We start from the raw sequence: 24,952 nt of genomic DNA on the forward strand, positions 1-24,952 counted from the left end.
GAACAGAGTTCCGGTAGTGATTATATGACAAGCTTGGCGAGCGCCGAGCGGGCCAGCGCGGCTTCGTCGGCGATATTCACCTGCTCGGCCAGGCGTACGGCTACGGTCAGATGTGCGGCGGCGGCGGTCGTATTCCCGAGTGCGGCCTCGCAGTGGCCCAGGCCGCGCAGAGCCCCGGCCTCCTCCCGGGCCGCGCCGATGGATCTGGCCAACTGCAGGGCGGCCGCGTGCTGGTCGCGTGCCTGGTCGTGCCGACCCGCTGCCGACAGGGTCTTGCCGAGGCCGTTGAGACCGTCGGCTTCGTAACGGACGCTGCCGACCTCGCGGAAGGTTGTCAAAGCCGACCGGTAAAGCGAAAGGGCATGTTCGAGCTCATCGGGGATCGTGAGTGTCGCCGCCAGGTTTGTGCGTACGACGGACAGCTCCAGTTGTGGCATGAGGCCGTCCCCGATCTCCAGAATGTGTTCGAATGTGTCGCGTGCCATGGAACTCCGCCCGGCTCCGAGATGGAGTTCTCCGAGATTGTTGAGTATTCGGAACTCAAGAACTCTGTCGTTGAATTTTCTGGCGAATGGAAGGGCGCTTTCATAGTCGGCGAATGCCGATTTCGAATCTCCGGTCGAGCGATGCAGGATGCCGATGTTGGCGAGGCAACGGGCGGCATTCCACTGATCGTCCTGCTCCAGTCGAATGGCGAGCACCTCCTTTTGGAGGGCCAGGGCTTCGTGAAGCCGGCTCTGATGCCACCGCAGCTGTCCGAGGAGATTGAGGGCGTTCGCCGCCGCGTCCAGGTCGCCTTCCGAGCGGGCGAGAGCGAGGCCGCGTTCGAGGGCCTCGGCGGCGGGCTCGTAGTGGGACGCCTGGGCGAGGGTCGCGCCCAGGTCGATCAGCGCCCACGCCTCCTGTCGGTCGTTCGCCTGCGACCGCCAGTGGGTCGCGGCCGCTCGGTGCATGTCCTGTGCCTCGCTCCAGTAGGCCTCGGCGTTCAGGTGGCCGGCCAGGACGTGGGCGAGCCATGCTCCGGCTTCCGCGAGGCCGCTGACGTGAGCGTATGCCGTCAGGGTGATCAGGCCGGCGTGCTCGACCTCAAGCCAAGTGCGTGCCGATTCCGGTGAGTTCATGGCGATGTCGCCCAATATATCTGAAAGAGGGCCGAGTTGGTGATCGTCTGGTAGGTGTGATCTCGATCTGTGCGGGTAGAGCAGATGGTCCGCGCGGTCGGCGGCGTGCAGGGAGAAACGGAGCAGGCGGCGGTCGGCCGATTCGCGCTGTTTCCGATCGACGCCCAGCGCCATTGCGAACTCCCGTAATAGATCATGGAGTTGGTACCGCTCAGGTGCGATCTCCTGGATCAGGTGGCAGTTCAACAATGCCTCCAGAACCTCATCAGTCTCATCGACACTCCGCCCGAGCAGGGCCGCTGCCGCATGGACGCCGAAATCCGGTCCGGGGTAGAGGCCGAGCAGCCGGAATGCCGACCGCTGGCTGGCGGAAAGGTACTGGTAGGAGACCTCGAAGACCCGGGCGATGCTGGAGGTGCCGCTGCGGATCTCGGCGAGCCTGCCGTTCTTCCGGGAGAGGCGCCGGGCGAAGTGGGCGAGGGTCCAGGACGGGCGGCCCTTGAAGCGGCTGGCGGCGATCTCGATGGCGAGGGGCAGGTGGCCGCAGCGCTCGACGATCTCGATGATGCTCTGCGGGTCCGTCGAACGCTCGGGGCCGACCACGTTGGTGAACAGGGCCACGGCGTCGTCCACTGTCAGCACGTCCAGGAACACCGGCCGGGCGTCCGGGAGCTCCGTCAGCCGCTGGCGGCTGGTGACGAGTACCAGGGCGGACGGGGCGGGCGGCAGCAGCGGGCGGACCTGAGCGGCGTTCGAGGCATCGTCGAGGATGACGACGGCGCGGCGCGAGGACAGCGCCTCGGCACACAGCGCGAAGACCTCGTCGGCGTCGAGCGGGATGGTGCTGGCGGGCACTCCCAGGCGTCTGAGCAGCAGGGCGCCTGCGGCCTCCGGGGTGAGCGGCGGCTGGTTGCCGACGTGGGCGCGCAGGTTGAGGTAGACGTAGCCGTCCGGGAAGTGCTCGCGCATCAGGTCGGCGGCGTGCAGGGCGAGGGTGGTCTTGCCGACCCCGGGCATGCCGAGGATCGCCGAGACGGTGACGACGCCGCCGCGGGCGAGCCGGGTGTCAGGGCCGGGCAGGACGCGGCGGAGGTCATCCTCCCGGCCGATCAGCCGGTGCCGCCCGGGGATGTCGGCGGGCGGTACGGCCTGGGGGGCGGGGGTCAGTACGGCCTCGTTCCGTACCGGCGGCCCGGGGAGCGGGTCGCCGTGCAGGATGAGCTGGTGGAGGCGGGTGAGCGGTTCGCCGGGCTCGGTGGCGAAGTGGGCTCGGAGCAGTCGGGCGACGGCGGGGTAGACGGCCAGCGCGTCGGTCTGTCGGCCGACGGCGTAGAGCGCGGTCATCAGGTGGCCGGCGAGGCGTTCGTCGGTGGGGCGGTGCTCGCGCAGGGCGGTGAGTTCGGGGATCAGTTCGGCGAAGTGGCCGATGCGCAGGTCGATCTCGATCCGGCGCAGCGTGGTGGTGAAGTGCTGGTCGGCCATGGCGGCGCGGGTGTTCTGGGCCCAGGTGCCGGGCAGGCCGGCCAGGGGTTCGCCGCACCACAGGTTGGTGGCGCGGCTGAGCACGGTTCTGGCCTGGTGGTCCTGTCCGTTCTCGGCGAGTAGTCCGGCTTGGTCGGAGAGGTCCAGATATCGGTGCCAGTCAATCAGCAGTGGGTCCGCCCGCAGAATGTACGTGTGCGATTGGGTGTCGATCGTGGGCACGTCCCCGGTGGCATTCGCCCCCGAGGCCTGCGCCGCCCGCCGCAGTAGTGCGCGCAGGTGGGAGACGTGGCTGTAGAGGCTGGTCAGCGCGCTGGGCGGAGGTTCCTCGCCCCACAGTCGGTATGCGAGCGAGTCGTGGGAGAGCGGCCTTCCGACCTCCAGGGCCAGGGCGGCCAGCAGTTGCCGTCGCTTGTCGGACGGAATCGCCAATGGCTCTCCGTTCACCGACAGTTCAACTGAACCGAGGAGATGAACCTTCATCGTGACGTCCCCCGCCGGTTGGCTACCAGCTTGCTGTGTCGCGGGTGAGCATCGCATGCGTCCGGGGCAACCGGCTATACCACTGTGGGGTTCCGGGGCCGTACTTTTGGGAATAATCTCGACTTGATGATACGTCATGTGATAGCGCCGCACCGATAATTCGTCCGAGGCTGGGGGGCCAGTGACAGGATCGACCGTGCTCGGCGGGTGCCCGTGAACGACGTCAACCTGCCGTACGGAGTGGTACGGAACTCGCTGGCCGGTGCCGCGACGGTCTCCGGCCCGGTGGTGCAGGCCGGCGCGATCCACGGCGGGTTGCACCTGCACGGGTCGTCGGTGTTGCCGACGCCGCGGCAACTCCCGCCCTGCCCTCGCAGGTTGGTGGGGCGGGAAGCCGATCTGGAGGCGCTGGACGATTCCTTGGCCGCCGAGGCGGCGTCGGCCGACGTCACCGTGGTGGTCACCGGTCCGGCCGGGGTCGGGAAGACGGCGCTGGCCGCGCAGTGGCTTCGCGGCCTGGCCGGCCGTTTCCCGGACGGCCAGCTCTACGCGGACCTGCGCGGTTACGCACCCGGAGGCCCCGCCGACCCCGCCGAGGCCCTGGGCGGCTTCCTGCGGGCCTTCGGGGTCTCCCCGGTGCCCGGGAGCATGGCGGAGGGTGCCGCGCTCTGGCGCTCGCTGGCGGCGGGGCGCCGGATCGCGGTGCTGTTGGACAACGCCTCGACGGCCGCCCAGGTGCGGCCGCTGCTGCCCGGTTCGGACCACACGGTGGTCGTGGTGACCAGCCGCCGCCGGCTCACCGGGCTCGGCATCGACGGCGCGGTGTTCCGGTCCTTGGGCCCGCTCGCCACGGAGGCCTCCGCCGAGATCCTTGCCGAGCGGGTCGGCCGGAGCCGGGTGGTGGACGAGCGCGATGCCGCCGCCGAGGTGGTGGACGCCTGTGGCGGGCTGCCCTTGGCGATCTGTCTGGCGGCCGCGCGGATCGCGGCCCGCCCGGTGCAGTCGCTCGCCGCGACGGCCGAGATCCTGGGGCGCGGCGCCGACCGCCTCGGGGCGTTGCACGCGGACGGCGAGGCGGTGCGGGACCTGCTGGACGCCTCCTACGACGTGCTGCAGCCGGATGCGGCCCGGTTGTACAGGCTGCTCGGACTGCTGCCGTTCGCCGAGTTCACCGTGGAGGCGGCCGCCGTGGTGGCGGACGTGGACCGGGTGGCGGCGGACCGGCTAGTGGACGAACTGATGGACGTCCACCTGCTGGAGGAGGTGCTGCCCGGCCGGTTCCGCTTCCACGACCTGGTCCGGCTGCACGCCCAAGGGCACGGCGCCGGACTTCGCGACGCCCAGGTCGGCCGCGCCGCCACCGACAGGATCGTCGACTGGTACCTCGCCTCGACGACCGCCGCCGAGGCGGTCGTCTCCCCGAGCCACCGCACGCTGCCGCGCGAGTACCGGACCCTGCCGGTGCACCCGGCCCGGGAGTTCGCCGACGACACGCAGGCGCTCGGCTGGCTCGACGAGGAGCGCGACCGCCTCGCCGACCTGCTGCGCTGGGCGCCCGCCTGCGGCCGGAACGCCGCCACCTGGCAACTCGCCGACGCCATGTGGCCGTTGTTCCTCCGGCTGCGTCCGGCCCGGCTCTGGGTCGAGGCCCACCGGATCGGCCTGCATGCGGCCCGGGCGGACGGCGACCGCCGTGGCGAGCTGCGCATGCTCACCTCCGGCGGGAACGGTCTGCGGAACGCCGGCGAGGCGGCCGAGGCGGCTCGTTGGTTCAATGAAGCACTCGACCTCGCAGGGGAGTTGGCGCTGCCGCTGGCACAGGCCGACGCGCTGTACGGGCTCAGCCAGACTCACCGGATGACCGGGCGTCTGGACGAGGCCGCCGACTGTCTGCGCGAGGTGGTCCGGATCCGGGAGGCCCAGGACTACCTGCGGGGCTCGGCACTGGCCCGGCTGGCGCACGGGGAGGTGCTGTTGCTCGCGGACCGGGCGGCGGAGGCCGTCACCTCCATCGAGCGGGCGCACCGCGAGTTGGCCTCGATCGGGGACGACTACGAGGCGGCCCGGGCGATCGCCTTCCTCGGGGTGGCCCATACGACGCTGGGCGGGTACGACCGTGCCGACCGCTGCCTCCAGGAGGCGCTGGCCGGCTTCCGGGCCCGACTGTCGGGGCATTGGGAGGCCCGGACGCTGGAGTTCGCCGGAGAGCTGGAGGAGCGGCGCGGCCGCCCCGCCGCCGCGCGCGCCCGGTTCGAGGAGTCGCTGGCCCGCTACCGGGAACTCGCCGCGACGGCGGAGGCGGCCAGACTGGCCGACCGCCTCGCCGCCTACGACACGGACTCCGGCCCCCCGGCTACACCCGGCCGCCCGGCCGGTCCACGGCCCTGAAACAGGACCGCGGGAACACGGGGGAATGCCACCCGAGCACGTCGACCCGGGCCAGTTCGGCCAGCCGGCGGCCGAGCGTGAGCCAGGCGTGGGCCATCGAGCCGACGGCCAGCGGCGGGACCGCTTCGCCGGCCGCCCGGGCCGGCTGCAGGACCAGCGGCGCCCCGTCCCGGGCCAGGAGCAGCAGTGCTCCGGCGCGGTGCTCGGCGGTGGCCAGCGCACAGCCCGGGTAGGTGGCCAGGACCACCTTGAGCCGGGTGAGGACGCCGTCCGTCGTCAATCGTCCGGCGTGCAGCACGTCCGCCTGGTGGCGCCAGCGTGCCGCCGAGGTCCGGGTGAGGTCGAGCGCGAGGTGCTCGTCCACGTATCCGGGGCCGGCCGCTGCGGGCCCGGCTCCGGCGGGCAGTTCCGCCGCCAGCAGCCCGTGCACGGTGCCGACGGCCGAACTCACCTGCGCCTCGAACAGCACCGCGGTCCGTCGGACGTCCATCGGCCCGGCCCCGGTCTCCGCCCGAGCGGGCCGTTCCACCCCGGTGGGCCCGGTCGCCCCCGCGACCGACGCCAGCCGCACCCTGTGCACCGCCGCGCTCATCCGTCCCGCCGCGACCCGGCCGCCGCGATCGCGTCCAGCGGGTCGGGCAGGTGCAGCGGCTCCGGGCCCGGGACGTGGGCGGGCTGGCCCAGCCTGAGGACGCGGTACAGCAGCCGACGGGCGTTGCGGTCGAAGCGGCCGGGCTCGGAACTGATCCGGGCGGCGATGGCGGCGTACTCCTCCGGGCGGTACTGCTCGGCGGCGTAGCCGAGCTGGTCGACGAGGGGGTGTCCGGGGGCGAGTGCCGGAGCGGTGGCAGCCAGCTGGGCGGCCGGCGACCGCGGGTTGACGTGGCGGTGGGGGTACTCGGCGAGCAGGACGGGAGCGCCGGTCATCGCTCCGTACAGGGTGACCGAGCCGTGGTCCCCGATGATGAAGTCGGCGGCGACGAGCAGCGGCCGCCAGTCCGTCTCGGGCGGGATGACCGTGACGGCCCCGCGTGCGGTGGCCCTCGCCCAGGAGTGCACGGCGTAGGAGCCGTGCGCGGCGGCGATGTTGGGGTGCGTCAGCAGGACGGTCCGGTAGCCGTGCTGGGGCAACTCGGAGGTTAGCCGGGGCAGCACGGCGTCGAGCCGGGTGAAGAGCGAGCCGTTGCCCCACGTGGAGGAGACCAGCACCAGCTTCTCCTCCGGCCGTAGTCCCAGCGCCGCCCGGTAGCGCTCCCGGTGCGGCACCGCGGCGGCGATCCGGTCGTAGCAGGGGTCGCCCACCACTTCGGCGATCGGGACGGCCTCCGGGCAGGTGCGCCGGAGTTCGAGCAGTTCCTCCTCGTGGGCGAGCGCGAAGGAGGCGGGGACGAGCCGCCCCTCCCAGCACAGGTAGTCCGGGCCGAGGCCGATGGCCGCCCGCTCGCCGTCCGGCGTGCTGCGCCGGGACAGTTTGATGTTGCCGGCGCCGTGAGGCAGCCGGACGACCGGGCCGTGCAACTGCTCCATCCCCTGGGAGCCGGCGGCCAGGATCAGGTCGAACTCCTGCCGGACGGCCTGCTCCCACGGCAGGACCGTGCCGCCCAGTGCCCGGAGGACCTCCGTGGCGCCCCTGTTGAACACGTGCGGTGCCACCGTGAACTGCACGTGGACCCGCAGGTCCGAGGCGAGCAGCGAGTAGAAGTCGTGGAGCCGTTTCGCGTACACCATGGTCTGGGCGACCACCAGCACCTCCTTGCGGTCCTGCAGCGTCTCCCACGGCCCGTTGTTGCTCCAGGCCGTGCTGCCGCGTTTCCCGCGGGGTGGCGTGGTGTCCTGTTCCCCGTGTACCAAGGTCATCCTTCTCCCCCTCCTTGATCCCAGGTCTGGCCCTCGACGGGCCCCGTGGCCGATGGTCCCCGGACGCCCTGGCGGAATCCATGAGGGGATCTGGCGGGTGCTTGCGGAAACCTTGTGTCCGCTTTCCGCGCCCGTTCGTCCGGCCCCGGGAGCGGGAAGGGTACTGAGTTCCTTTACGAGGGGTACTGAGTGCCGTATTCTCTCCGTGGAGCCTCTGACGCCAGTCGACGGGAGTCGACACGGTCTGCCGGTCCAGGTGGCGCTTGCGGTGCGCGGGTCGTGCCCGGGCCGGACTTGGCACTCAGTACCCTCGGCATGCCTGAGGCCATGGATCAGTGCACCCGTGCACCCGTGACAGGAGAACCGCTCATGAGCTTGAGGATCGTCGTCTGTGTGAAGCACGTCCCGGACGCGACGGGTGACCGTCGTTTCGCGGACGACCACACCACCGACCGGGAGGGTGTGGACGGCCTCCTGTCGGAGCTGGACGAGTACGGCGTGGAGCAGGCGCTGCGGATCGCGGAGGCGAACGAGGGCGCCGAGGTGACGGTGCTGACGGTGGGGCCGGACGACGCGAAGGACGCGTTGCGCAAGGCGCTGTCGATGGGTGCGGACAAGGCCGTGCACGTGAACGACGAGGACATCCACGGTTCGGATGTGGTCGGGACGTCGGCGGTGCTGGCGAAGGCGCTGGAGAAGGCCGGGTTCGACCTGGTGATCGGTGGCATGGCGTCGACGGACGGTTCGATGGGTGTGCTGCCGGCGCTGCTGGCGGAGCGGCTGGGTGTGCCGCAGGTGACGCTGCTGTCGGAGGTGTCGGTCGAGGGCGGCGTGGTGAAGGGTCGTCGGGACGGTGACGCGGCGACGGAGCTGGTGGAGGCGGCGCTGCCGGCGGTGGTCTCGGTGACGGACCAGTCGGGTGAGGCCCGGTACCCGTCGTTCAAGGGGATCATGGCGGCGAAGAAGAAGCCGGTGCAGTCGTGGGACCTGGACGACCTGGGCATCGAGGCGGACGAGGTCGGTCTGGCGGGTTCGTGGACGGCGGTGGAGTCGGTGGCGGCGCGTCCGGCGCGGACCGCGGGCACGGTCGTCAAGGACGAGGGCGAGGGCGGCAAGTCGCTCGCGGGCTTCCTCGCCGACCAGAAGTTCATCTGAGCCGCCCCCACCCCCCGACCCAGCGAATACACGGAGACATTGAGCAATGGCTGAGATTCTCGTCCTGGTGGACCACGCCGACGGCGCGGTGCGCAAGCCGGCCCTGGAGCTGCTGACCCTGGCCCGCCGTATCGGTGAGCCGTCCGCCGTCGTCCTGGGCGCCGGTGCGGCCGCGGCCGGCATCGCGGCGAAGGCCGGCGAGTACGGCGCGGTGAAGGTGTACGTCGCCGACGGCGCGGAGTTCGCCGACCAGCTGGTCGTCCCGAAGGTGGACGCGCTGGCGCAGATCGCCAAGGCGAACGACGTGGCCGCGGTGCTGGTGACGTCCTCCGGTGAGGGCAAGGAGGTGGCCGCGCGCGTCGCGCTGCGGATCGGCTCCGGCATCATCACCGACGCCGTCGACCTGCGCGCCGGCGACCAGGGCCCGATCGCCACCCAGTCGGTGTTCGCGGCCTCGTACACCGTCGACTCCCGGGTGAGCAACGGCGCGCCGGTCATCACCGTCAAGCCGAACGCCGTCGCCCCGGAGGCCGCCCCGGCCGCCGGCGCGGTCGAGGACGTCGCCGTGGCGTTCACCGGCAACGCCGCCAAGGTCGTCTCGCGCACCCCGCGGGTGTCCTCCGGCCGCCCCGAGCTGACCGAGGCCGCGATCGTGGTCTCCGGTGGCCGTGGTGTCGGTGCCGCCGAGGGCTTCGGCGTGGTCGAGGAGCTCGCGGACGCGCTGGGCGCGGCCGTCGGCGCCTCGCGTGCCGCGGTGGACGCCGGCTGGTACCCGCACAGCAGCCAGGTCGGCCAGACCGGCAAGCAGGTCTCCCCGCAGCTGTACGTGGCCAACGGCATCTCGGGCGCCATCCAGCACCGGGCCGGCATGCAGACCTCGAAGACCATCGTGGCCGTCAACAAGGACCCCGAGGCCCCGATCTTCGAGCTCGCCGACTACGGCGTGGTCGGCGACCTCTTCGAGGTGCTGCCGCAGCTCACCGCCGAGGTGAAGGCCCGCAAGGCCTGAGCCCGGTCCGCCTGACAGTGAGGGCGTGGCACCGAGTGGTACTCGGTGCCACGCCCTCCGTCGTCTCCCGGCGGCGCCTTCGCGCGCCGCCCGTCCCGGTCACGCCTCCGTCCGGGCCGTGAACCTCTCCGCGACGCCGGTCACTCCGCGACGAAGGCCGCGAGGTGCTGGGTGAAGCCGCCCTGGGTGGGCGGCAGCGGGCGCGGCTCGGTGTCCTGCACCGGCGGCGGCTCCTCGACCGGCAGCAGCCGCAGCTCCGGCTGGTCGGAGTCGGGGGAAGAGAGCAGCCGCACCCGGGTGCCGACCGGGACGGTGCTGCGCATCCCGTCCACGATGCACCAGACGTCGAAGCCCTCCGCCATGCGGATCAGCGACTTCTGACGGACCAGCGGCGTCCGGGCCTGTTCGACCGCGCAGCGCCGCACCACGCCGGTGCCCTCGCTGGGCTCCAGCCGCAGCTCGGTGGAGCCGCAGGTGGGGCAGAGCAGCCGTTGGAAGGTGGGGTTGTTGCACCACGCGCAGCGCTGGAAGTACAGCGTCGTGCTGCGGGTGTCGGCATCGATGGCTGAGTGGACCACGCTGTCATCTCCCTGCGCTCGGACCGGCTTCGTGCGGTGGAACCGTGGCGGAACCGCGGCGGGTGTACGCCAGAAGTTCGGCACGAAAAGGATAGGGAACTCAGTGCCGTCAAGGGAAGGCACTGAGTTCCCTTTTTGCCGCGCGCATGCATAATGAAGGGTACTGAGTACCGTCGTGAAACAGGAGTGGCGATCATGAGCCAGGACTTCGATCTCTTCCGGATCTCCGAGGAGCACGGGATGCTCCGTGAGGCGGTGCGTTCGCTGGCCGAGGCGAAGATCGCTCCGTTCGCGGCGGAGGTGGACGAGCAGGGGCGGTTCCCGCAGGAGGCGTTGGACGCGCTGCGGGGGAACGACCTGCACGCGGTGCACGTGCCGGAGGAGTACGGCGGTGCGGGGGCGGACGCGCTGGCGACGGTGATCGTGATCGAGGAGGTGGCGCGGGTGTGCGCGTCGTCCTCGTTGATCCCGGCGGTGAACAAGCTGGGGTCGCTGCCGGTGCAGCTGTCGGGTTCGGAGGAGTTGAAGGCGAAGTACCTGGGGGCGCTGGCGCGGGGCGAGGGGATGTTCTCGTACTGCCTGTCGGAGCCGGAGGCGGGTTCGGACGCGGCGGGGATGAAGACCCGGGCGGTGCGGGACGGGGACTTCTGGGTGCTGAACGGTGTGAAGCGCTGGATCACCAACGCGGGGGTGTCCGAGTTCTACACGGTGATGGCGGTGACGGATCCGGAGAAGCGGTCGAAGGGCATCTCGGCGTTCGTGGTGGAGAAGGGCGACGAGGGGGTGTCCTTCGGTGCGCCGGAGAAGAAGCTGGGCATCAAGGGGTCGCCGACGCGTGAGGTGTACTTCGACAACGTGCGGATCCCGGCGGACCGGATGATCGGTGCGGAGGGGACGGGTTTCGCGACGGCGATGAAGACGCTGGACCACACCCGGGTGACGATCGCGGCGCAGGCGATCGGGATCGCGCAGGGTGCGCTGGACTACGCGAACGGGTATGTGCGGGAGCGCCGGCAGTTCGGGAAGGCGATCGCGGAGTTCCAGGGTGTGCAGTTCATGCTGGCGGACATGGCGATGAAGCTGGAGGCGGCGCGGCAGTTGACGTACGCGGCGGCGGCGAAGTCGCAGCGGGGGGACGCGGATCTGACGTTCTTCGGTGCGGCGGCGAAGTGCTTCGCGTCGGACGCGGCGATGGAGATCACGACGGACGCGGTGCAGTTGCTGGGCGGGTACGGGTACACGCGGGACTACCCGGTGGAGCGGATGATGCGGGACGCGAAGATCACGCAGATCTACGAGGGGACCAACCAGGTCCAGCGGATCGTGATGGCCCGCAACCTCCCGTAACGCGCCCCGACACGCACCGACGGCCGGTCCCGGGAGCGGCCCGGCCGTCGGCGCCGACCCCGCGCACGGATGTTAGGTTCCGGTGGATGAGCGAGAAGGAAGAGCAGGACCAGCCCATGAATGACGGGCCCTCGAAGCCGGCGATGCGCGAGGCGCTGGTGGCCGCGGCCTTCGAGCTCTTCCTGGAGCGCGGCTTCGAACAGACCACCGTCGACGACATCGTCTCGCTGGCCGGCGTCGGCCGGCGCTCCTTCTTCCGCTACTTCCCGGCCAAGGAGGACGTGGTCTTCCCCGACCACGAGCGCAGCCTCGCCGAGATGACGGAGTTCCTGGAGTCCGGCACCGGCGAGGAGGACCCGGTCAAGCACGCCTGCGACGCCGCCCGCCTGGTCCTGCGGATGTACGCCGAGCAGCCCTCCTTCTCCGTCCAGCGCTACCGGCTGACCCGCAAGGTGCCCGGCCTGCGGGCGTACGAGCTGTCCGTGGTCTGGCGCTACGAGCACACCCTCGCCGCCTACCTGCGCGGCCGCTTCGCCGACCGCCCGGACGGCCCCCTGCGCGCGGACGTGATCGCCGCCGCCGTCGTCTCCGCGCACAACCACGCCCTGCGCACCTGGCTGCGCTCGGGCGGGAAGAGCGACTGGGTGGCCGAGGTGGACGCGGCGATGGCCTTCGTCACCGGCACCTGGGGCGACCGCCCGGCCGAGGCCGCCGCCGAGGGCGAGTCCGACGACGTCGTGGTGCTGGTCGCCAGCCGCCGGGCGCCGCTGTGGCGGATGGTCCAGAGCATCGAGAGCGCGCTGGGCACCGACGCCCGCTGAGGCCCGTCGTACGGGCCTGGCAAGGAGCCCCCGCCCCGGTACGCCCGCCCCCGACCGTCACCCGGACGGCGCAGCCGCGCCCGCCGCGGCCCCGGTTGACGGCCCGTGCGCCGTGCGCGGCTCCCGGCGCCGGGCGAGACTCGGTCGCAGGACGGGGCCTCCCGGGCGGCGGGCGGCCCGGGAGCGCGAGGGAGCGGCGATGCCGACGACGTCCCGGCAGCCGGGCAGCGGCCCGACCCTGCACGAGGTGCTGCTGCACAAGGGCTACCCGCGCCTGCTGCTGATCTCGGCACTGGTCGGCATCCCGGTCTCGCTGGCGGCCTTCGGCTTCGTCGGCCTGGAGCACGAACTCCAGCACTGGGTCTGGGAGAGCCTGCCGGCCGCGGTCGGCTACGGGCGCGCCCCCTGGTGGTGGCCGCTGCCCGCGCTGCTGCTGGCCGGCCTGCTGCTCGCCCCGGTCGTGACCCGGCTGCCCGGGCGCGGCGGCCACGTCCCGGTGGACGGGGTGGGCGGCCCGCCCACGCCGCCGGTCGCCGTCCCCGGCGTGGTGCTGGCCGCGCTCGCCGGTCTGCCGCTGGGCGTGGTGCTCGGCCCGGAGGCACCGCTGATGGCGCTCGGCGGCGGCCTCGCCCTGCTCGCCGTCCGGTCCGCCCGACGTGCCGAACAGCCGCAGCTGGTGGCGGTGTTGGGGACGGCGGGGGCGGCGGCCGCGATCTCCACCATCTTCGGCAGCCCGCTGGTGGCCGCCGTGATGCTGATCGAGGCGGCCGGGCTGGGCGGCCCGCAGCTGATCGCGCTGATCCTGCCCAGCCTGCTGGCCGGCGGGGTCGGCGCGCTGGTCTTCACCGGCTTCGGCCACTGGACCGGCCTGGCGATCGGCGCGCTCTCGCTGCCGCAGGTGCCGAAGAGCGGGGTCCCGGACGCGGGTGACTTCCTCTGGGGCGTCCCGCTGGCCGTCGTGATCGCCGTGGTCTGCGTGGCCGGGCAGACCGTCGGCCGCCGGGTGAAGACCCTCACCACGACCGGCACCGCCCGGCAGACGGCTCTGCGTACGGTGCTGTGCGCGGTCGCCGTCGGCGGCTGCCTCGCCGCGTACGCCCTGCTCACCGGCCGCTCCCCGGAGGAGGCCGCGCTCTCCGGGCAGGCCACCCTGGGCACGCTCGCCGCCGACCCGGCCGCCTGGCCGGTCGGCGCGCTGCTCGCCCTGGTGCTCTGCAAGGGGCTGGGCTGGTCGATCGCCCTCGGCAGCCTGCGCGGCGGCCCGATCTTCCCGGCGATCCTGCTCGGCGCGGCGCTCGGTACGGCCTGCGCGCCGCTGCCGGGCTTCGGTGCCGCGCCCGCCCTGGCCGTCGGCCTCGCGGCCTCCGGTGCCGCCGTCACCGGCCTGCCCGTCACCAGTACCGTCCTCGCGGCGGCCCTGCTCGGCGGCGAGGCGGCGAACTCGATGCCGCTGCTGATCGTGGCCACGGTGGCGGCCTTCATCACCGCGGAGGCGCTGCGCGGCCGGCCGAAGCGGGAGGCCGCCCCGGCCGGCCGCACGGAGGAATCCGGGGTCAGCTGACCTCTGCACCCGGGCCGTCCGGGACCGCGGTCAGGTACTGCTCGATCTGCTGCTGGTTCTCCACCAACCGCAGGCACAGGTGCCGCAGTTGGGCCAGCTCCTCGGCGCTGAAGCCGCGGAAGACGGCGGCCATCGCGCGCTCGGTGGGCGCCCGGAACTCCTCCAGCCAGGCCAGCCCCTCGTCCGTCGCGGTGACCAGCACCGCCCGGCGGTCGTTCGGGTCGGGGGAGCGGCGGGCCAGACCCTCCCGCTCCAGGGTGTCCACCAGGCCGGTCGCATTGCGCGGGCTCACCCCGCCGGCCCGGGCCAACTCGCCCACCGTCAGGCCCGGTTCACCCCCTCCGTCCGCTCCACCCGTCCTGCTCGCCGCACCGAGCCGCACCAGCACGTCCAACGCCCCCGCGCTCAGCCCCCGCCCCCGTGATCCGTGCGCCCGCAGCTTCTCCACCGCGTGGAACGCCGAGCGTGCGGCGGCCGCCGCCTCCAGCGCCAGGGTGTCCCCGCCCTTGGTGAACACGCCCATGGCCGTCCGCACCCTGCTGTCGTACAGCCGGCCCTCGGCATCCCGCCCCAGCGGGCCGGCCGCCGCTTCCTCCGATGTATGTACCTGCTTCATAATGAAGTCATTCTGCATTGTGCGGCGCGCCTGTCAAGGGGGTGGTCCGTCAACCCGCCCGCCGAGGGCGGGACTTCGATGGGAGCCGGACGTGCGATCCGCGAGAGTGCGTCGGCCGCCCGAGCCGCCAGCCAACCGTTCCCGTACGCCGGAGCCGCGTATCGGCCCGTTCGAATGACGCTGCCGAGGGACGGGGCGGGACGGGCGGTGCGGCGGCGGTCCGTGGCGGGGGGCCGATCGGGACGAGGGGTGACGGGGGAGTGCTCCAGCCGACTGATCCTGCGAGATAGGCATACGAACTGTATTTCCGCTGGTGGGATCGGCGATTCTGACGGGGCGTGAGGCCGGACGGGTCGCGGCGCCGGTTGCGGCGGGGTGCGGGCCGTGGCTGTCTGAATCGCGGCGGGGCCGACCGGCGCCGCCACTCGATCCAGAAACTCCGTGGAGGAGATTTTCATGCGTGCTCTCAAGCGAGTCGTGGCTGTCGGCGCCCTCACCGTTCCGCTGGTCCTCGGCTGCGCCGGCCTCGCCTCGGCCGGCACTGGAGGCATCGACGCGAACTACGGCAAGGGCTACTTCACCGCCAACGAGAACGGCGCCGGTCTCGCGGCCCTCGAATCCCACGTCGGCCCCGATGGCGTCTCGCACGAGGACTTCTGGATCTGGGCGGACGACAGCGGCGTCACCGGTTCCTTCACGGGTTCGGGTGCCACCTTCGTCGACCCGGCCGCGGCCCCCGCCGACGCCCCGGCCGCCGCGGTCGCCGCGCCCGCCGCCGCCCCGGCTGCGGCTCCTGCCGCCGCTCCGGTCGAGGCTGCCGCCCCCGCTGCGGCCCCGGCCGAGGCCGCCGCTCCGGCCGCTGCCAACGAGGGCTGACCGAGCCCTGCCACCTCGGGCGTGACCCGCACCGTCCCGTCGGGCCAGGCCCACCCGGATGCCCGGCCGGTTCCCACCGGCCGGGCATCCGCCCGTGGCGGTCGCACCACAGCGGTGACCCGCGCCACAGGGGCGATCCGCACCGGAAAAGCAGAAAGGCCCCAGATCAACTGGGGCCTTTCTTTCGGTGTCCGAGGGGGGACTTGAACCCCCACGCCCGATAAAGGGCACTAGCACCTCAAGCTAGCGCGTCTGCCATTCCGCCACCCGGACTAGGTGTCGTCCTCGCGGCTTCCGATCTCTCGTCCGTCGCGCTGACAGATGTAACTGTAGCAAAGATCGGCTTGGGGTCCCAAAACGGTTTCCGGCGGGCTCCCGGCGGGCGGGTCCGACGGGTGGCGGGGGCAAGGGGCGGCGTGTGGCGGGGGCGTGACCAGCGGGTTTCGGGGGCAAGGGGCGGCGTGTGGCGGGGGCGTGACCAGCGGGTTTCGGGAACGTGCGGGGGCTGGATCGGGATCGGGGGCTGGGGGAGGATGGGCGGACGTGCTCGTACGGCCCGGGTGCAGGTCCTGGGGGTGGCGCGCTGGTGCGTCGGTGCGGGCCCAAGACGCGAGGAGTGACCGTGAGCGAGCGGAGCGAGTCGGCGGCGCCGAAGGTGACGGCTGAGTCGGAGGTCGCCGAGATCTGTCGCGATCTGATCCGGATCGACACCAGCAACTACGGGGACGGATCCGGCCCGGGCGAGCGGAAGGCGGCCGAGTACGTGGCCGAGCAGCTCGCCGAGTTCGGGTTGGAGCCGAAGATCTTCGAGTCGGCCAAGGGGCGGGCCTCGACCGTGGTCCGGATCGAGGGCGAGGACCGTTCCCGTCCGGGTCTGCTGATCCACGGCCACACCGACGTGGTGCCGGCCAACGCGGCGGACTGGACCCACGACCCGTTCGGCGGTGAGATCGCGGACGGCTGCGTCTGGGGGCGCGGTGCGGTGGACATGAAGGACATGGACGCGATGACCCTGGCGGTCATCCGCGACCGGCTGCGCACCGGGCGCAAGCCCCCGCGCGACATCGTGCTGGCCTTCCTCGCCGACGAGGAGGCCGGCGGCACCTACGGGGCGCGCTTCCTGGTGGACAAGCACCCGGGGCTGTTCGAGGGCGTGACCGAGGCGATCGGCGAGGTCGGCGGCTTCTCCTTCACGGTCAACGACCAGGTCCGCCTCTACCTGGTGGAGACGGCCGAGAAGGGCATGCACTGGATGCGCCTGACGGTCGAGGGCCGGGCCGGCCACGGCTCGATGGAGAACGACGACAACGCGATCACCGAGCTGTGCGAGGCGGTCGCCCGGCTCGGCCGGCACCAGTTCCCGCTGCGGATCACCAAGACCGTCCGGGCCTTCCTGGACGAGCTGTCGGACGCGCTCGGGGTCGAGCTGGACCCGGAGAACATGGACGAGACGCTGCGCGTGCTCGGCGGCATCGCCAAGATGATCGGCACCACGCTGCGGAACACCGCCCAGCCGACCATGCTCGGCGCCGGCTACAAGGTCAACGTGATCCCCGGTCAGGCCACCGCGCACGTGGACGGCCGCTTCCTGCCCGGCTACGAGGAGGAGTTCCTGGCCGAGCTGGACAGTGTGCTCGGCCCGCGCGTGAAGCGCGAGAGCCTGCACTCGGACAAGGCGATCGAGACCGGCTTCGACGGGGCCCTGGTCGAGGCGATGCAGACCGCGCTGCGGGCCGAGGACCCGATCGCCCGCGCGGTGCCGTACTGCCTGTCGGGCGGGACGGACGCCAAGTCCTTCCAGGACCTGGGCATCCGCTGCTTTGGCTTCGCGCCGCTCCAGCTGCCGCCGGAGCTGGACTTCGCCGGGATGTTCCACGGCGTGGACGAGCGGGTGCCGGTGGACGGGCTGAAGTTCGGCGCCCGGGTGCTGGACCGTTTCATCGACGCCTGCTGAGCCGTTCCGCGCGGCGGTGCCCGCGCTGATCAGGTGACTGGGTCGGCCCGCTCCCGGGGTTCCGGGGGCGGGCCGACCGCATTGTCCGAGCTGATGATTGTGGGACAGGAAGAAAGAGATCGACAGAAGCGATTCTGCTCGGAATTCCAGGCCGATCATGTGTGCGAGATCTCACCGTTGCGGGTGAATGGGAGATCCACTCCGTACCCCGTTTGCCGCAGCGTCGTTCATCCCTGTGCAGCCCGCCGAACGGGTTGCGTTGTCCATACAGGAGGAATGATGAAGGTCAAGAAGATCGCCGCTGTCGCCGCCGCCACCGGTGGCCTGGTGCTCGCCGCCGCCGGTGTCGCGTCCGCTCAGGGCGGCGCCGCCGCCGAGGGTGTGGCCGCCGGTTCCCCGGGTGTCGTCTCGGGCAACCAGATCCAGGTTCCGGTGCACATCCCGGTCAACCTCTGCGGCAACACCGTGAGCGTCGTGGGCGTGCTGAACCCGGCGTTCGCCAACCACTGCGCCAACTTCTGAGTCGACCTCCGGGCCGTCGGGGCCTGTTGAGCCGACTCACGCGAGCCCCCGGGCGGCGGACGCGCCGCGCCGGGGGCGTTCGCGTCCCCGCTGGGATACCGGATACACGGGATCCGACATGATCACTCGATCGAGTGAAGCGGGGTTTCGTTGCTCAACCTCCCCGTTGGCCTCTCGTTAACCCGTGTGCAGCCGAAGCCCTTGCGTGATTTACGGATATACGGAAATTCCGACTTTTTTGCAAGGTTCATGCCAAGGTCGACACGTCGTCTCGAAATGTCAGGGGAAAACATGAGGAAAGTAGCCAAGAAGGGGATCCTCACGGCCGTGGCCACCGGCAGTGTGCTGGCCTCGACCGCCGGCTACGCCTACGCGGGGGGCGCCGACGCGCAGGGGGTGGCCACCGGTTCACCCGGTGTCGTCTCGGGCAACTCGGTCCAGGTGCCGATCGAGGTGCCGATCAATGCCTGCGGCAACACGATCGATGTGATCGGCTTGCTGAACCCGTCCTTCGGCAACCGCTGTGCCAACGTCAACGGCGGCGGCCATCAGGCGTCCAAGCCCGCCCATGGCGGCCAGTCCGGCGCCACCGGCGCCGACCGTACCGACAGCTCCGGTGCCAGTGGGAGCCAGGGTGCCACGGCTCCGGCCAGCACCCTCCCGGCCAGCACTCTGCCGGCCAGTACCCTCCCGGCGAGTGCCGTCCCGGACGCCGCGGGTCCGGCCACCAAGGTTCCGGGTGCCGATGGCACGGGTGTCGACGTCCCGGGTGCCGGCGCCTCCGGTGTCGCCGCCAACTCGGCGGGCGTGCTCTCGGGCAACAGCGTCCAGGCGCCGGTGGACGTTCCGGTCAACGCCTGCGGCAACTCGGTGAACGTGGCCGGCGTCGGCAACCCGGCCTTCGGCAACGACTGCGCCAATGTGGAGAAGGTCGAGAAGGTCACCCCGACGCCGCCGGCCGAGGGCTGCGTGGAGACCTGCCCGACCCCGCCGCAGACCTCCTCCGAGGAGGTGACGAGCGTCGCGCGCACCGGCGTGGCTCCGGCCACCTCCGCGTCCGCCGCCGTGGCGCCCGCCGCCAAGCCGGCGCCGTCCGCCCAGCTGGCCACCACCGGTGCCGGCAACGTCGAGCTGCTCGGGGCCGCCGGCCTCGCGATGCTGCTCGGCGGCGGCGTGCTCTACCGCCGGGCCCGGGCCGGCGCCCGCTGACACGGCGGGCGGGGAACCAGGGCGCGCGCTGAACGGGACCGGTGCGCGCCCGCCCCCGGACGTACCTGAGGAACGACGCATCCGCGGCCGCCGAGCGAACGGGCGGCCGCGGACGCGTGAGGGCTCGCTGCCGCCCGGGGCCGCGGTGCCCCGCCCGTCACCAGTTCCGGACCTGCCGGATGATCCGCCGCTTCAGCCGGACCGTCCGGCTGCCGTCGGGGAACAGCCTCAGCCGGTCGAGCTCCCAGTGCCCGTACTCGGCGTGCTCGGTGAGCAGTTGGCGCGCCGCGTTGCGCGTGGTGCCGCGCGGCATGCGCAGGGACTGGTACTCGTACTCCGGCTGCCGGACCGGCTTCCGTGGGGTCAAAACGCTCCTCCTGGGGATCACCTTCAGGCAAGCCTACGGCCTGCCCCGGACAGTCGGCCCGGGTATTTCCGGCCGTCCTCCCGTGCGCGGGCAACGGTCGGAACGGGTGCGGCCCCGGCCGCCGACTGACAGTGCATCAGTCCTGTTGCCGCTGTGGAGGGGATACCCCGATCCCGGCGCGCGAAGCGGCAGCCGGACGGCCTCGGCGGGCCCGGCGTGCGCCCTCCGCGCCCGCTTCGCGCCGGTGGCGCGTGGGGACGAAGCGGGACGGATCGGACATCAGGGGGGAAGTTGCGGTGAAATCGCGGGTGTAGGTGACAACCGCTGTGCGTGGCGACACCGCGGGGAGATAGCGTCTGCACCATGTCTGATGCCGCGCAGCCCACCATTGCCGAGGTACGCGCCGCCGCTGAGGCGGTCAAGGCCGCCATCGACCGTCATCTGGAAGCGGTGTCAAGCCCCAACGCAGCCGATGATCCCGCCGTCACCGCCGCCTACGAGCAGCTCGCGACGGCGGCCATCGCCTACGACCAGCTCCTGTACGAGGCCTACGACGAGGTCACGCCCTTCGAGATCCCCGGGGACGAGGGCCCCGGCGGGTACCACGGCCCCGAACAGCCCGAGGCGATCAGCGTGTTGATCCGCCGTGACTACCACGTCGTCGACCCCGAGCGGCTGCGTGCCCAGGCCGAGCGGCTGGACGAGTCGCTGACCCCGGGCGGCGCCGGCGCGGGCGGGGTGAACGCCGCGATCGGCGTGCTGTTCGGCGAGTACGAGCCCGACGAGATCGCCGCCCGCAGCGAGGAGTTCGGCCTGGAGGAGGCCGACTCGACGCTCTGGGTCGCGGCCACCGAGCCGACCGAGCCGGGCGAGTGGCTGCCCGAGCCCTTCGAGCACGCCGACCCGCAGCTGCTGATCTGCCGGTTCGACGTGAGCGAGGTCTACGACGACGAGGACCCGGACGACTGACGCGGACAGGACGACCGACGCCGTGCAGGACGGCCGACGGGCGGGCCCGGGAACACCGGGGCCCGCCCGTCGTGCGTTCCGGCCGGCGGCCCGTCGGAGCGGGGCCGGCCGGAACGCCGGTCAGTACGCCGAGGCGGCGTTCTCGGCGAGGACCGCCCGCAGCCGGGTGGTGCGCGACTGCGCCTGGCGCTCGGCGACGGCCTGGACGAGCGCCGGGCCCGCCGCGTGCACCACGGACAGGTGCCGCTCGCCGCGGCCGAAGGCGGTGTAGACCCACTGCCGGGTGAGCGCCTGGGCGGCGTCCTCCGGGACCACCACGACCGCGCCCGGCCAGCGCCGGCCGACCGCCTGGTGGACGGTCAGTGCCCAGCCGTGCCGCAGCCGGGCGGCCTCGGCCGGCGGGACGGTCCGGTGCGAGCCGTCCGCGTACTCCAGGTGCAGACCGGTGGCGTCGCCGTCCAGCACCCGGGCCGGGCGGGTGACGCCGGGGGTGGGGGAGTCGACCACCCGGTCGCCCGGGTCGAAGCCGCCGAACCGGCCGGGGCCGGGGTTGAGCCGGGCCTTGGCGGCGGCGTTCAGCGCGCGGGTGCCGGCCGGGCCGCCGTGGCCCGGGGTGAGCAGCACCACCTGCTCGGCCGGGATGCCCAGCGCGCGCGGGATGGAGTCGGTGAGCAGCTGGACGGCGCGGTGGACGGCCTCGCCGGCGTCCTTGGCGGTCAGGATGACCACCTCCTTGTCCGGCGCCTCGACGGGCTGGAGCTCGCCGATGCCGACACCGGAGACCAGCTCGCCGATCGGGCCGAAGTCCGGGGTGCGGGAGGCGACCGCCGGGCAGGCCTTGGCGGCCAGCAGGTCGGCGAAGACCCGCCCGGGGCCGGCCGACCAGAGCTGCCCCGGGTCCCCGCTGAGCACCAGCCGGGTGCCGTCGGCCAGCGACTCCAGGACGACGGCGGCCAGGTCGACGTCCAGCAGCGGGGCGTCCAGCACGACCAGCAGGTCCAGGGCGAGCGTGCCGTCCGGGGCGCGGCCGGGGCCGGCGGCGCCGGAGAGCAGCTCGGCGAGGGTGACCACGGGGGCCCCGGCGCCCGCCTCGGCGAGTGCGGCGAGGGAGTCCCGGCCCTGGTCCGTCCAGGTGGCGGCCCAGGCCCGCAGCCCGAGGCCGCGGGCGGCGGCGACCAGCGCGGCCGGCTCGGCGCGGGCCGCCTCGCCGCCGGTGTGCAGCACCAGGGCGTGCTCGGCGACGGCCTTGATCAGGGCGGTCGCGGAGGAGGACGAGGCGGCCTCGGCGGCGGCCGCCCAGGCGGCCGGGCCGGGGGCGGCGGGGGGCTGCTGGGCGGAGCCCTCGGCGGCCTCCGCCCCGGGCTCCGCGTGCTCGGAATCGTCGGCCTCCCCGGCCTCCTCGGCATCCTCGCCCGGCACGAAGGTGGCCATCAGCTGGAGCAGCTTCTCGGCGAGGCTGTCCTCGGCCATCGCCAGCCCGGCCAGGGCGAGCAGCGTCCGGGTCGGCGCCTCGGCCTCCTCGTCGCCCCCCGCCGCGTGCGCCTCGGGGCCGGCCAGCTCCTCCTGGAAGGAGAGCACCCGCCCGTCCTCGACGGCGGCCTGGATCGCGGTGGCCGGCTCGGGCATCCGGAGCCGGTCGAGCCCGACCGCCACCTCGGCCAGCTCCAGGGCGGAGTGCCCGCGCAGCGCCGCCTGCTCCAGCAGCCACGGCACCAGCGCCCGGGCGCGGCGCTCGTCGCCCGGGCCGGCGCCGGCGCCGAGCAGCTCCCGGGCGAAGCCGTCCGCGTGCTCGGGCCGGACGCCGGGCAGGCCCAGCACCGTCCACGGGTCCTCGCGCAGCCGTGCGGGCGCCTCCTCGCCGAGCGCGGCCACGGCGGCGGCCGCCAGGTCGGCCGGGGCGCCGCCGGCGGTCAGCACCTCGACGGTGGCGCGGAGCACCTCCTCGCGCTGCCGGTCGGACACCACCGGGGCGGGGGCGGCCGGGGCGGGAACCCGGGTCGGAACGGGGGCGGCCGGGACCGGGGCCGCAGCGGCCGGCTCCGGCTCCCCGGGCTCCGACCCTCCGGGCTCCGGGGCCTCCTCCGTCGGATCCTCCTCAGCCGGGGCTTCCGCCATCGAGGCCTCCGCCCGGGCGGCACCCGCCCGTGCGGCACGGTCCGCGGCGTCCTCCGGCTGCATGCCGCGGATCTGCCGGGCCAGCTCCGCGAACTTCGCGGCCTTCGCCTCCGGGGTCAGCTTGGCCCCGGCGGTCACCTCCGGAGCGCCGTTCCCCGTGTCAGTCATCGTCGTCCGCTCCAAAGGTCACTCCACTGCAGGTTCTGCTCGACGACCCGGGCCGGTGGTCACAGCTCCGTCCACCCCTGGTCCGGGTAGTGGTGCACCGGCGACGAGATGTCGTCCAGCGCACCACGGATCTCATCCGGAAGCGTAAGCGCCTCCACCGACAGCGCCGACTGCAGCTGGGCCACCGTCCGGGCTCCGACCAGGGCGCTCGCCACCCCGGGCCGGTCCCGGACCCAGGCCAGCGCGACGGCCAACGGGGTGCTGGCGAGCCCGTCGGCGGCGGTGGCGAGGGCGTCCACGATCCGCCGCGAGCGCTCCCCGAGGTACGGCTGGACGAACCCGGACAGGTACGGCGAGGCGCCGCGCGAGTCCTGCGGGACGCCGTGCCGGTACTTGCCGGTGAGCACCCCGCGCCCGAGCGGCGAGCCGGCCAGCACGCCGACCCCGGCGTCCAGCGCGGCGGGCAGCGCCTCCCGCTCGATGCCGCGCTGGAGCAGCGAGTACTCCAGCTGCGCCCCGGCCAGCGGCACCCGCCCGTGGTGGGCGTGCTGCCAGGCGGCGGACTTGGCGAGCTGCCAGCCGCTGAAGTCGCAGACCCCGACGTAGCGGGCGCGCCCGGAGGAGACGGCGATGTCGAGGGCGCTGAGCGTCTCCTCGACCGGGGTCACCGGATCGAAGGAGTGCACCTGCCACAGGTCGACGTAGTCGGTGCCGAGCCGGCGCAGCGAGGCGTCCAGGGCGGCGAGCAGGTGGCCGCGCGAGCCGTCGAAGCGGCGGGCGGACTCGGGGACGCTGCCGGCCTTGGTGGCGATGACGAGTTCGGAGCGGGGGACCAGGCTGTCGGTGAGCCGGGAGATCAGGTACTCGGCGCCGCCGTCCGCGTACACGTCGGCGGTGTCGACCAGGTTGCCGCCGGCGTCGACGAACTCCTTGAGCTGCTCGGCGGCCTCCTGCTCGTCGGTGTCGCGGCCCCAGGTCATGGTGCCGAGGCCGAGTCGGGAGACCTGGAGGCCGGTACGGCCGAGGTGACGCTTTTCCATCGGACGGGCCTTCCACTGGCCGGTGGCCCCGGGAGCCCCGGCGGCCCTGTGAACGCGCAGGTGGGGAGAGCGCTCCCCACGTCGGCTGAGCGTAGCGGCCGGTGCGCGGAGAGAGGTGCAGACCCGCAGAACGATCAACAGCACCGGTGTGACCGGATCCACCCCTACCCGTCAGTAGCGTGTTCGGTGCGGGCACGGTTACCCTCGCGACCAACCCCAACCCACTGGAAGGTGCGGCAGATGCGACTCGGGATCAACCTCGGCTACTGGGGACTCGGCATGGACGCCGACAACATCGCCGTGGCCCAGGAGGCGGACCGCCTCGGCTACTCCGTCTGCTGGGCGGCGGAGGCGTACGGCTCGGACGCCGCGACGGTGCTCAGCTTCGTCGCCGCGAAGACCGAGCGGATCGACGTCGGCTCGGCCATCTTCCAGATCCCGGCGCGCACCCCGGCGATGACCGCGATGACCGCCGCGACCCTGGACACCCTGTCCGGCGGCCGGTTCCGGCTCGGCCTCGGCGTCTCCGGCCCGCAGGTGTCCGAGGGCTGGTACGGGGTGAAGTTCGACAAGCCGCTCGCCCGCACCCGCGAGTACGTGGAGATCATCCGCAAGGCGATGTCCCGCGAGCGCCTGGTGCACGAGGGCGAGCACTGGACGCTCCCGCTGCCCGGCGGCCCCGGCAAGCCGATCAAGCTCACCGTGCACCCGGTGCGCGAACACATCCCGCTGTACATCGCCGCGATCGGGCCCAAGAACCTGGAGCTGACCGGCGAGATCGCCGACGGCTGGCTCGGCATCTTCTTCTCGCCCGAGCACGCCGCGCTCTCCCTCGACCCGCTGACGGCCGGCCGCGCCAAGGCCGGGAGGACGCTGGAGGGCTTCGACCTCTGCCCGACCGTGAACCTCGCGGTCGGCGAGGACATCAAGGCCGGTGTCGACGCCCTGCGCTCGTACGCCGCGCTCTACATCGGCGGCATGGGCAGCAAGGAGAAGAACTTCTACAACCAGCTCGCCCGGCGGATGGGCTACGAGCAGGCCGCCGACGAGGTCCAGGAGAAGTACCTCGCCCGGGACCACGCGGGCGCCGCGGCCGCCGTCCCGCACGACCTGATCGACGCCACCTCGCTGATCGGCGACACCGCCCGGATCGCCGACCGGATGCAGGCCTACGCCGAGGCGGGCGTCACCACGCTCACCCTGGCCCCGGCCGGGTTCACCCTGGACGAGCGGATCCTGGCGCTGCGCACCGGTGTCGAGGCGCTGGAGCGCGCCGGACTGGCCTGACCGGGGCCGGGTGTCCGAGCGGCCCGC

At 72.9% G+C, this 24,952-nt stretch carries 20 protein-coding genes and 1 tRNA gene; 12 read left to right on the plus strand and 9 right to left on the minus strand.

Features of this window, described 5'->3' with window-relative positions; all coding sequences use genetic code 11:
• Positions 1 to 20: 20 nt before the first annotated feature.
• Entirely contained in the window at positions 21 to 3,086 is a 3,066-nt protein-coding gene (locus tag AMK13_RS12725; RefSeq protein ID WP_074002305.1) for an AfsR/SARP family transcriptional regulator, read from the minus strand.
• Between the two features lie 207 nt (positions 3,087 to 3,293).
• Between AMK13_RS12725 and AMK13_RS45860 the strand changes: the two genes are divergently transcribed.
• A complete protein-coding gene (locus AMK13_RS45860; protein WP_107418729.1) occupies positions 3,294 to 5,474 on the plus strand; it encodes an ATP-binding protein in 2,181 nt (726 codons plus the stop codon).
• Here the strand turns inward: AMK13_RS45860 and AMK13_RS12735 are convergent.
• Both AMK13_RS12735 and AMK13_RS12740 read right to left on the minus strand, forming a co-directional pair.
• Positions 5,440 to 5,964, minus strand: coding sequence for a hypothetical protein (locus tag AMK13_RS12735; protein WP_143204530.1), 525 nt, complete (start codon positions 5,962 to 5,964; stop codon positions 5,440 to 5,442). The genes AMK13_RS45860 and AMK13_RS12735 overlap by 35 nt on opposite strands.
• Before the next feature lie 98 nt (positions 5,965 to 6,062).
• Positions 6,063 to 7,331, minus strand: a complete 1,269-nt coding sequence (locus tag AMK13_RS12740; protein ID WP_241852862.1) for a hypothetical protein — start codon at positions 7,329 to 7,331, stop codon at positions 6,063 to 6,065.
• A 369-nt stretch (positions 7,332 to 7,700) separates the two neighbouring features.
• Here AMK13_RS12740 and AMK13_RS12745 point away from each other — a divergent pair, with 369 nt between their 5' ends.
• Both AMK13_RS12745 and AMK13_RS12750 read left to right on the plus strand, forming a co-directional pair.
• On the plus strand, positions 7,701 to 8,486 hold the full coding sequence (locus AMK13_RS12745) for an electron transfer flavoprotein subunit beta/FixA family protein (RefSeq protein WP_074002308.1): 786 nt from the start codon (positions 7,701 to 7,703) through the stop codon (positions 8,484 to 8,486).
• Positions 8,487 to 8,532: 46 nt separating this feature from the next.
• Positions 8,533 to 9,495, plus strand: coding sequence for an electron transfer flavoprotein subunit alpha/FixB family protein (locus AMK13_RS12750; protein WP_049652673.1), 963 nt, complete (start codon positions 8,533 to 8,535; stop codon positions 9,493 to 9,495).
• A gap of 140 nt (positions 9,496 to 9,635) precedes the next feature.
• Here the strand turns inward: AMK13_RS12750 and AMK13_RS12755 are convergent, their stop codons facing one another.
• Positions 9,636 to 10,073: a hypothetical protein gene (locus tag AMK13_RS12755; protein WP_074002309.1), complete on the minus strand. Its 438-nt coding sequence runs from the start codon at positions 10,071 to 10,073 to the stop codon at positions 9,636 to 9,638.
• Between the two features lie 195 nt (positions 10,074 to 10,268).
• Between AMK13_RS12755 and AMK13_RS12760 the strand changes: the two genes are divergently transcribed.
• The 3 genes from AMK13_RS12760 (at position 10,269) to AMK13_RS12770 (ending at position 13,802) form a co-directional block, all read left to right on the plus strand.
• Positions 10,269 to 11,420 carry an acyl-CoA dehydrogenase family protein gene (locus AMK13_RS12760; protein ID WP_074002599.1) on the plus strand — a complete coding sequence of 384 codons (1,152 nt, stop codon included), beginning with the start codon at positions 10,269 to 10,271 and terminating at the stop codon, positions 11,418 to 11,420.
• Positions 11,421 to 11,506: 86 nt separating this feature from the next.
• Positions 11,507 to 12,241 (plus strand): TetR family transcriptional regulator, encoded by a 735-nt coding sequence (locus AMK13_RS12765; RefSeq protein ID WP_234348735.1) that lies wholly within the window; start codon positions 11,507 to 11,509, stop codon positions 12,239 to 12,241.
• A 199-nt stretch (positions 12,242 to 12,440) separates the two neighbouring features.
• Positions 12,441 to 13,802, plus strand: a complete 1,362-nt coding sequence (locus tag AMK13_RS12770) for a chloride channel protein (protein ID WP_074002310.1) — start codon at positions 12,441 to 12,443, stop codon at positions 13,800 to 13,802.
• On the opposite strand, the gene AMK13_RS12775 is transcribed toward AMK13_RS12770, so the two are convergent.
• Positions 13,795 to 14,418: a MarR family winged helix-turn-helix transcriptional regulator gene (locus tag AMK13_RS12775; protein WP_074002600.1), complete on the minus strand. Its 624-nt coding sequence runs from the start codon at positions 14,416 to 14,418 to the stop codon at positions 13,795 to 13,797. The two genes, AMK13_RS12770 and AMK13_RS12775, sit on opposite strands and share 8 nt — an antisense overlap.
• 456 nt (positions 14,419 to 14,874) lie before the next feature.
• Here AMK13_RS12775 and AMK13_RS44050 point away from each other — a divergent pair, with 456 nt between their 5' ends.
• A complete protein-coding gene (locus tag AMK13_RS44050) occupies positions 14,875 to 15,294 on the plus strand; it encodes a hypothetical protein (RefSeq protein ID WP_198959340.1) in 420 nt (139 codons plus the stop codon).
• A 188-nt stretch (positions 15,295 to 15,482) separates the two neighbouring features.
• Here AMK13_RS44050 and AMK13_RS12785 read toward each other — a convergent pair.
• Positions 15,483 to 15,567: transfer RNA gene (locus AMK13_RS12785), tRNA-Leu, on the minus strand.
• A gap of 349 nt (positions 15,568 to 15,916) precedes the next feature.
• Between AMK13_RS12785 and AMK13_RS12790 the strand changes: the two genes are divergently transcribed.
• The 3 genes from AMK13_RS12790 to AMK13_RS12800 all read left to right on the plus strand — a co-directional run bounded on the left by AMK13_RS12790 (position 15,917) and on the right by AMK13_RS12800 (position 18,979).
• Positions 15,917 to 17,248 carry a M20/M25/M40 family metallo-hydrolase gene (locus AMK13_RS12790; RefSeq protein ID WP_049659731.1) on the plus strand — a complete coding sequence of 444 codons (1,332 nt, stop codon included), beginning with the start codon at positions 15,917 to 15,919 and terminating at the stop codon, positions 17,246 to 17,248.
• A gap of 279 nt (positions 17,249 to 17,527) precedes the next feature.
• Positions 17,528 to 17,770, plus strand: coding sequence for a chaplin (locus AMK13_RS12795; protein ID WP_074002312.1), 243 nt, complete (start codon positions 17,528 to 17,530; stop codon positions 17,768 to 17,770).
• Between the two features lie 327 nt (positions 17,771 to 18,097).
• Complete coding sequence (locus AMK13_RS12800) at positions 18,098 to 18,979, plus strand: chaplin (protein ID WP_241852863.1); 882 nt, start codon at positions 18,098 to 18,100, stop codon at positions 18,977 to 18,979.
• 157 nt (positions 18,980 to 19,136) lie between these two features.
• Here the strand turns inward: AMK13_RS12800 and AMK13_RS12805 are convergent, their stop codons facing one another.
• Positions 19,137 to 19,346: a DUF5703 family protein gene (locus AMK13_RS12805; protein ID WP_037901221.1), complete on the minus strand. Its 210-nt coding sequence runs from the start codon at positions 19,344 to 19,346 to the stop codon at positions 19,137 to 19,139.
• 363 nt (positions 19,347 to 19,709) lie between these two features.
• Here AMK13_RS12805 and AMK13_RS12810 point away from each other — a divergent pair, with 363 nt between their 5' ends.
• The gene (locus AMK13_RS12810) at positions 19,710 to 20,315 is read left to right on the plus strand and encodes a hypothetical protein (RefSeq protein WP_049660402.1); all 606 of its coding nucleotides are present in this window, start codon (positions 19,710 to 19,712) and stop codon (positions 20,313 to 20,315) included.
• Positions 20,316 to 20,435: 120 nt separating this feature from the next.
• On the opposite strand, the gene AMK13_RS12815 is transcribed toward AMK13_RS12810, so the two are convergent.
• Positions 20,436 to 22,598 carry a helix-hairpin-helix domain-containing protein gene (locus tag AMK13_RS12815; protein WP_074002314.1) on the minus strand — a complete coding sequence of 721 codons (2,163 nt, stop codon included), beginning with the start codon at positions 22,596 to 22,598 and terminating at the stop codon, positions 20,436 to 20,438.
• Positions 22,599 to 22,657: 59 nt separating this feature from the next.
• Entirely contained in the window at positions 22,658 to 23,638 is a 981-nt protein-coding gene (locus tag AMK13_RS12820) for an aldo/keto reductase (RefSeq protein WP_074002315.1), read from the minus strand.
• A gap of 240 nt (positions 23,639 to 23,878) precedes the next feature.
• Between AMK13_RS12820 and AMK13_RS12825 the strand changes: the two genes are divergently transcribed.
• Positions 23,879 to 24,925, plus strand: coding sequence for an LLM class F420-dependent oxidoreductase (locus AMK13_RS12825; RefSeq protein WP_049650990.1), 1,047 nt, complete (start codon positions 23,879 to 23,881; stop codon positions 24,923 to 24,925).
• The last annotated feature ends 27 nt before the right edge of the window (positions 24,926 to 24,952 follow it).

The organism is Streptomyces sp. CB02056 (genome assembly GCF_001905545.1).
GTDB lineage: Bacteria > Actinomycetota > Actinomycetes > Streptomycetales > Streptomycetaceae > Kitasatospora.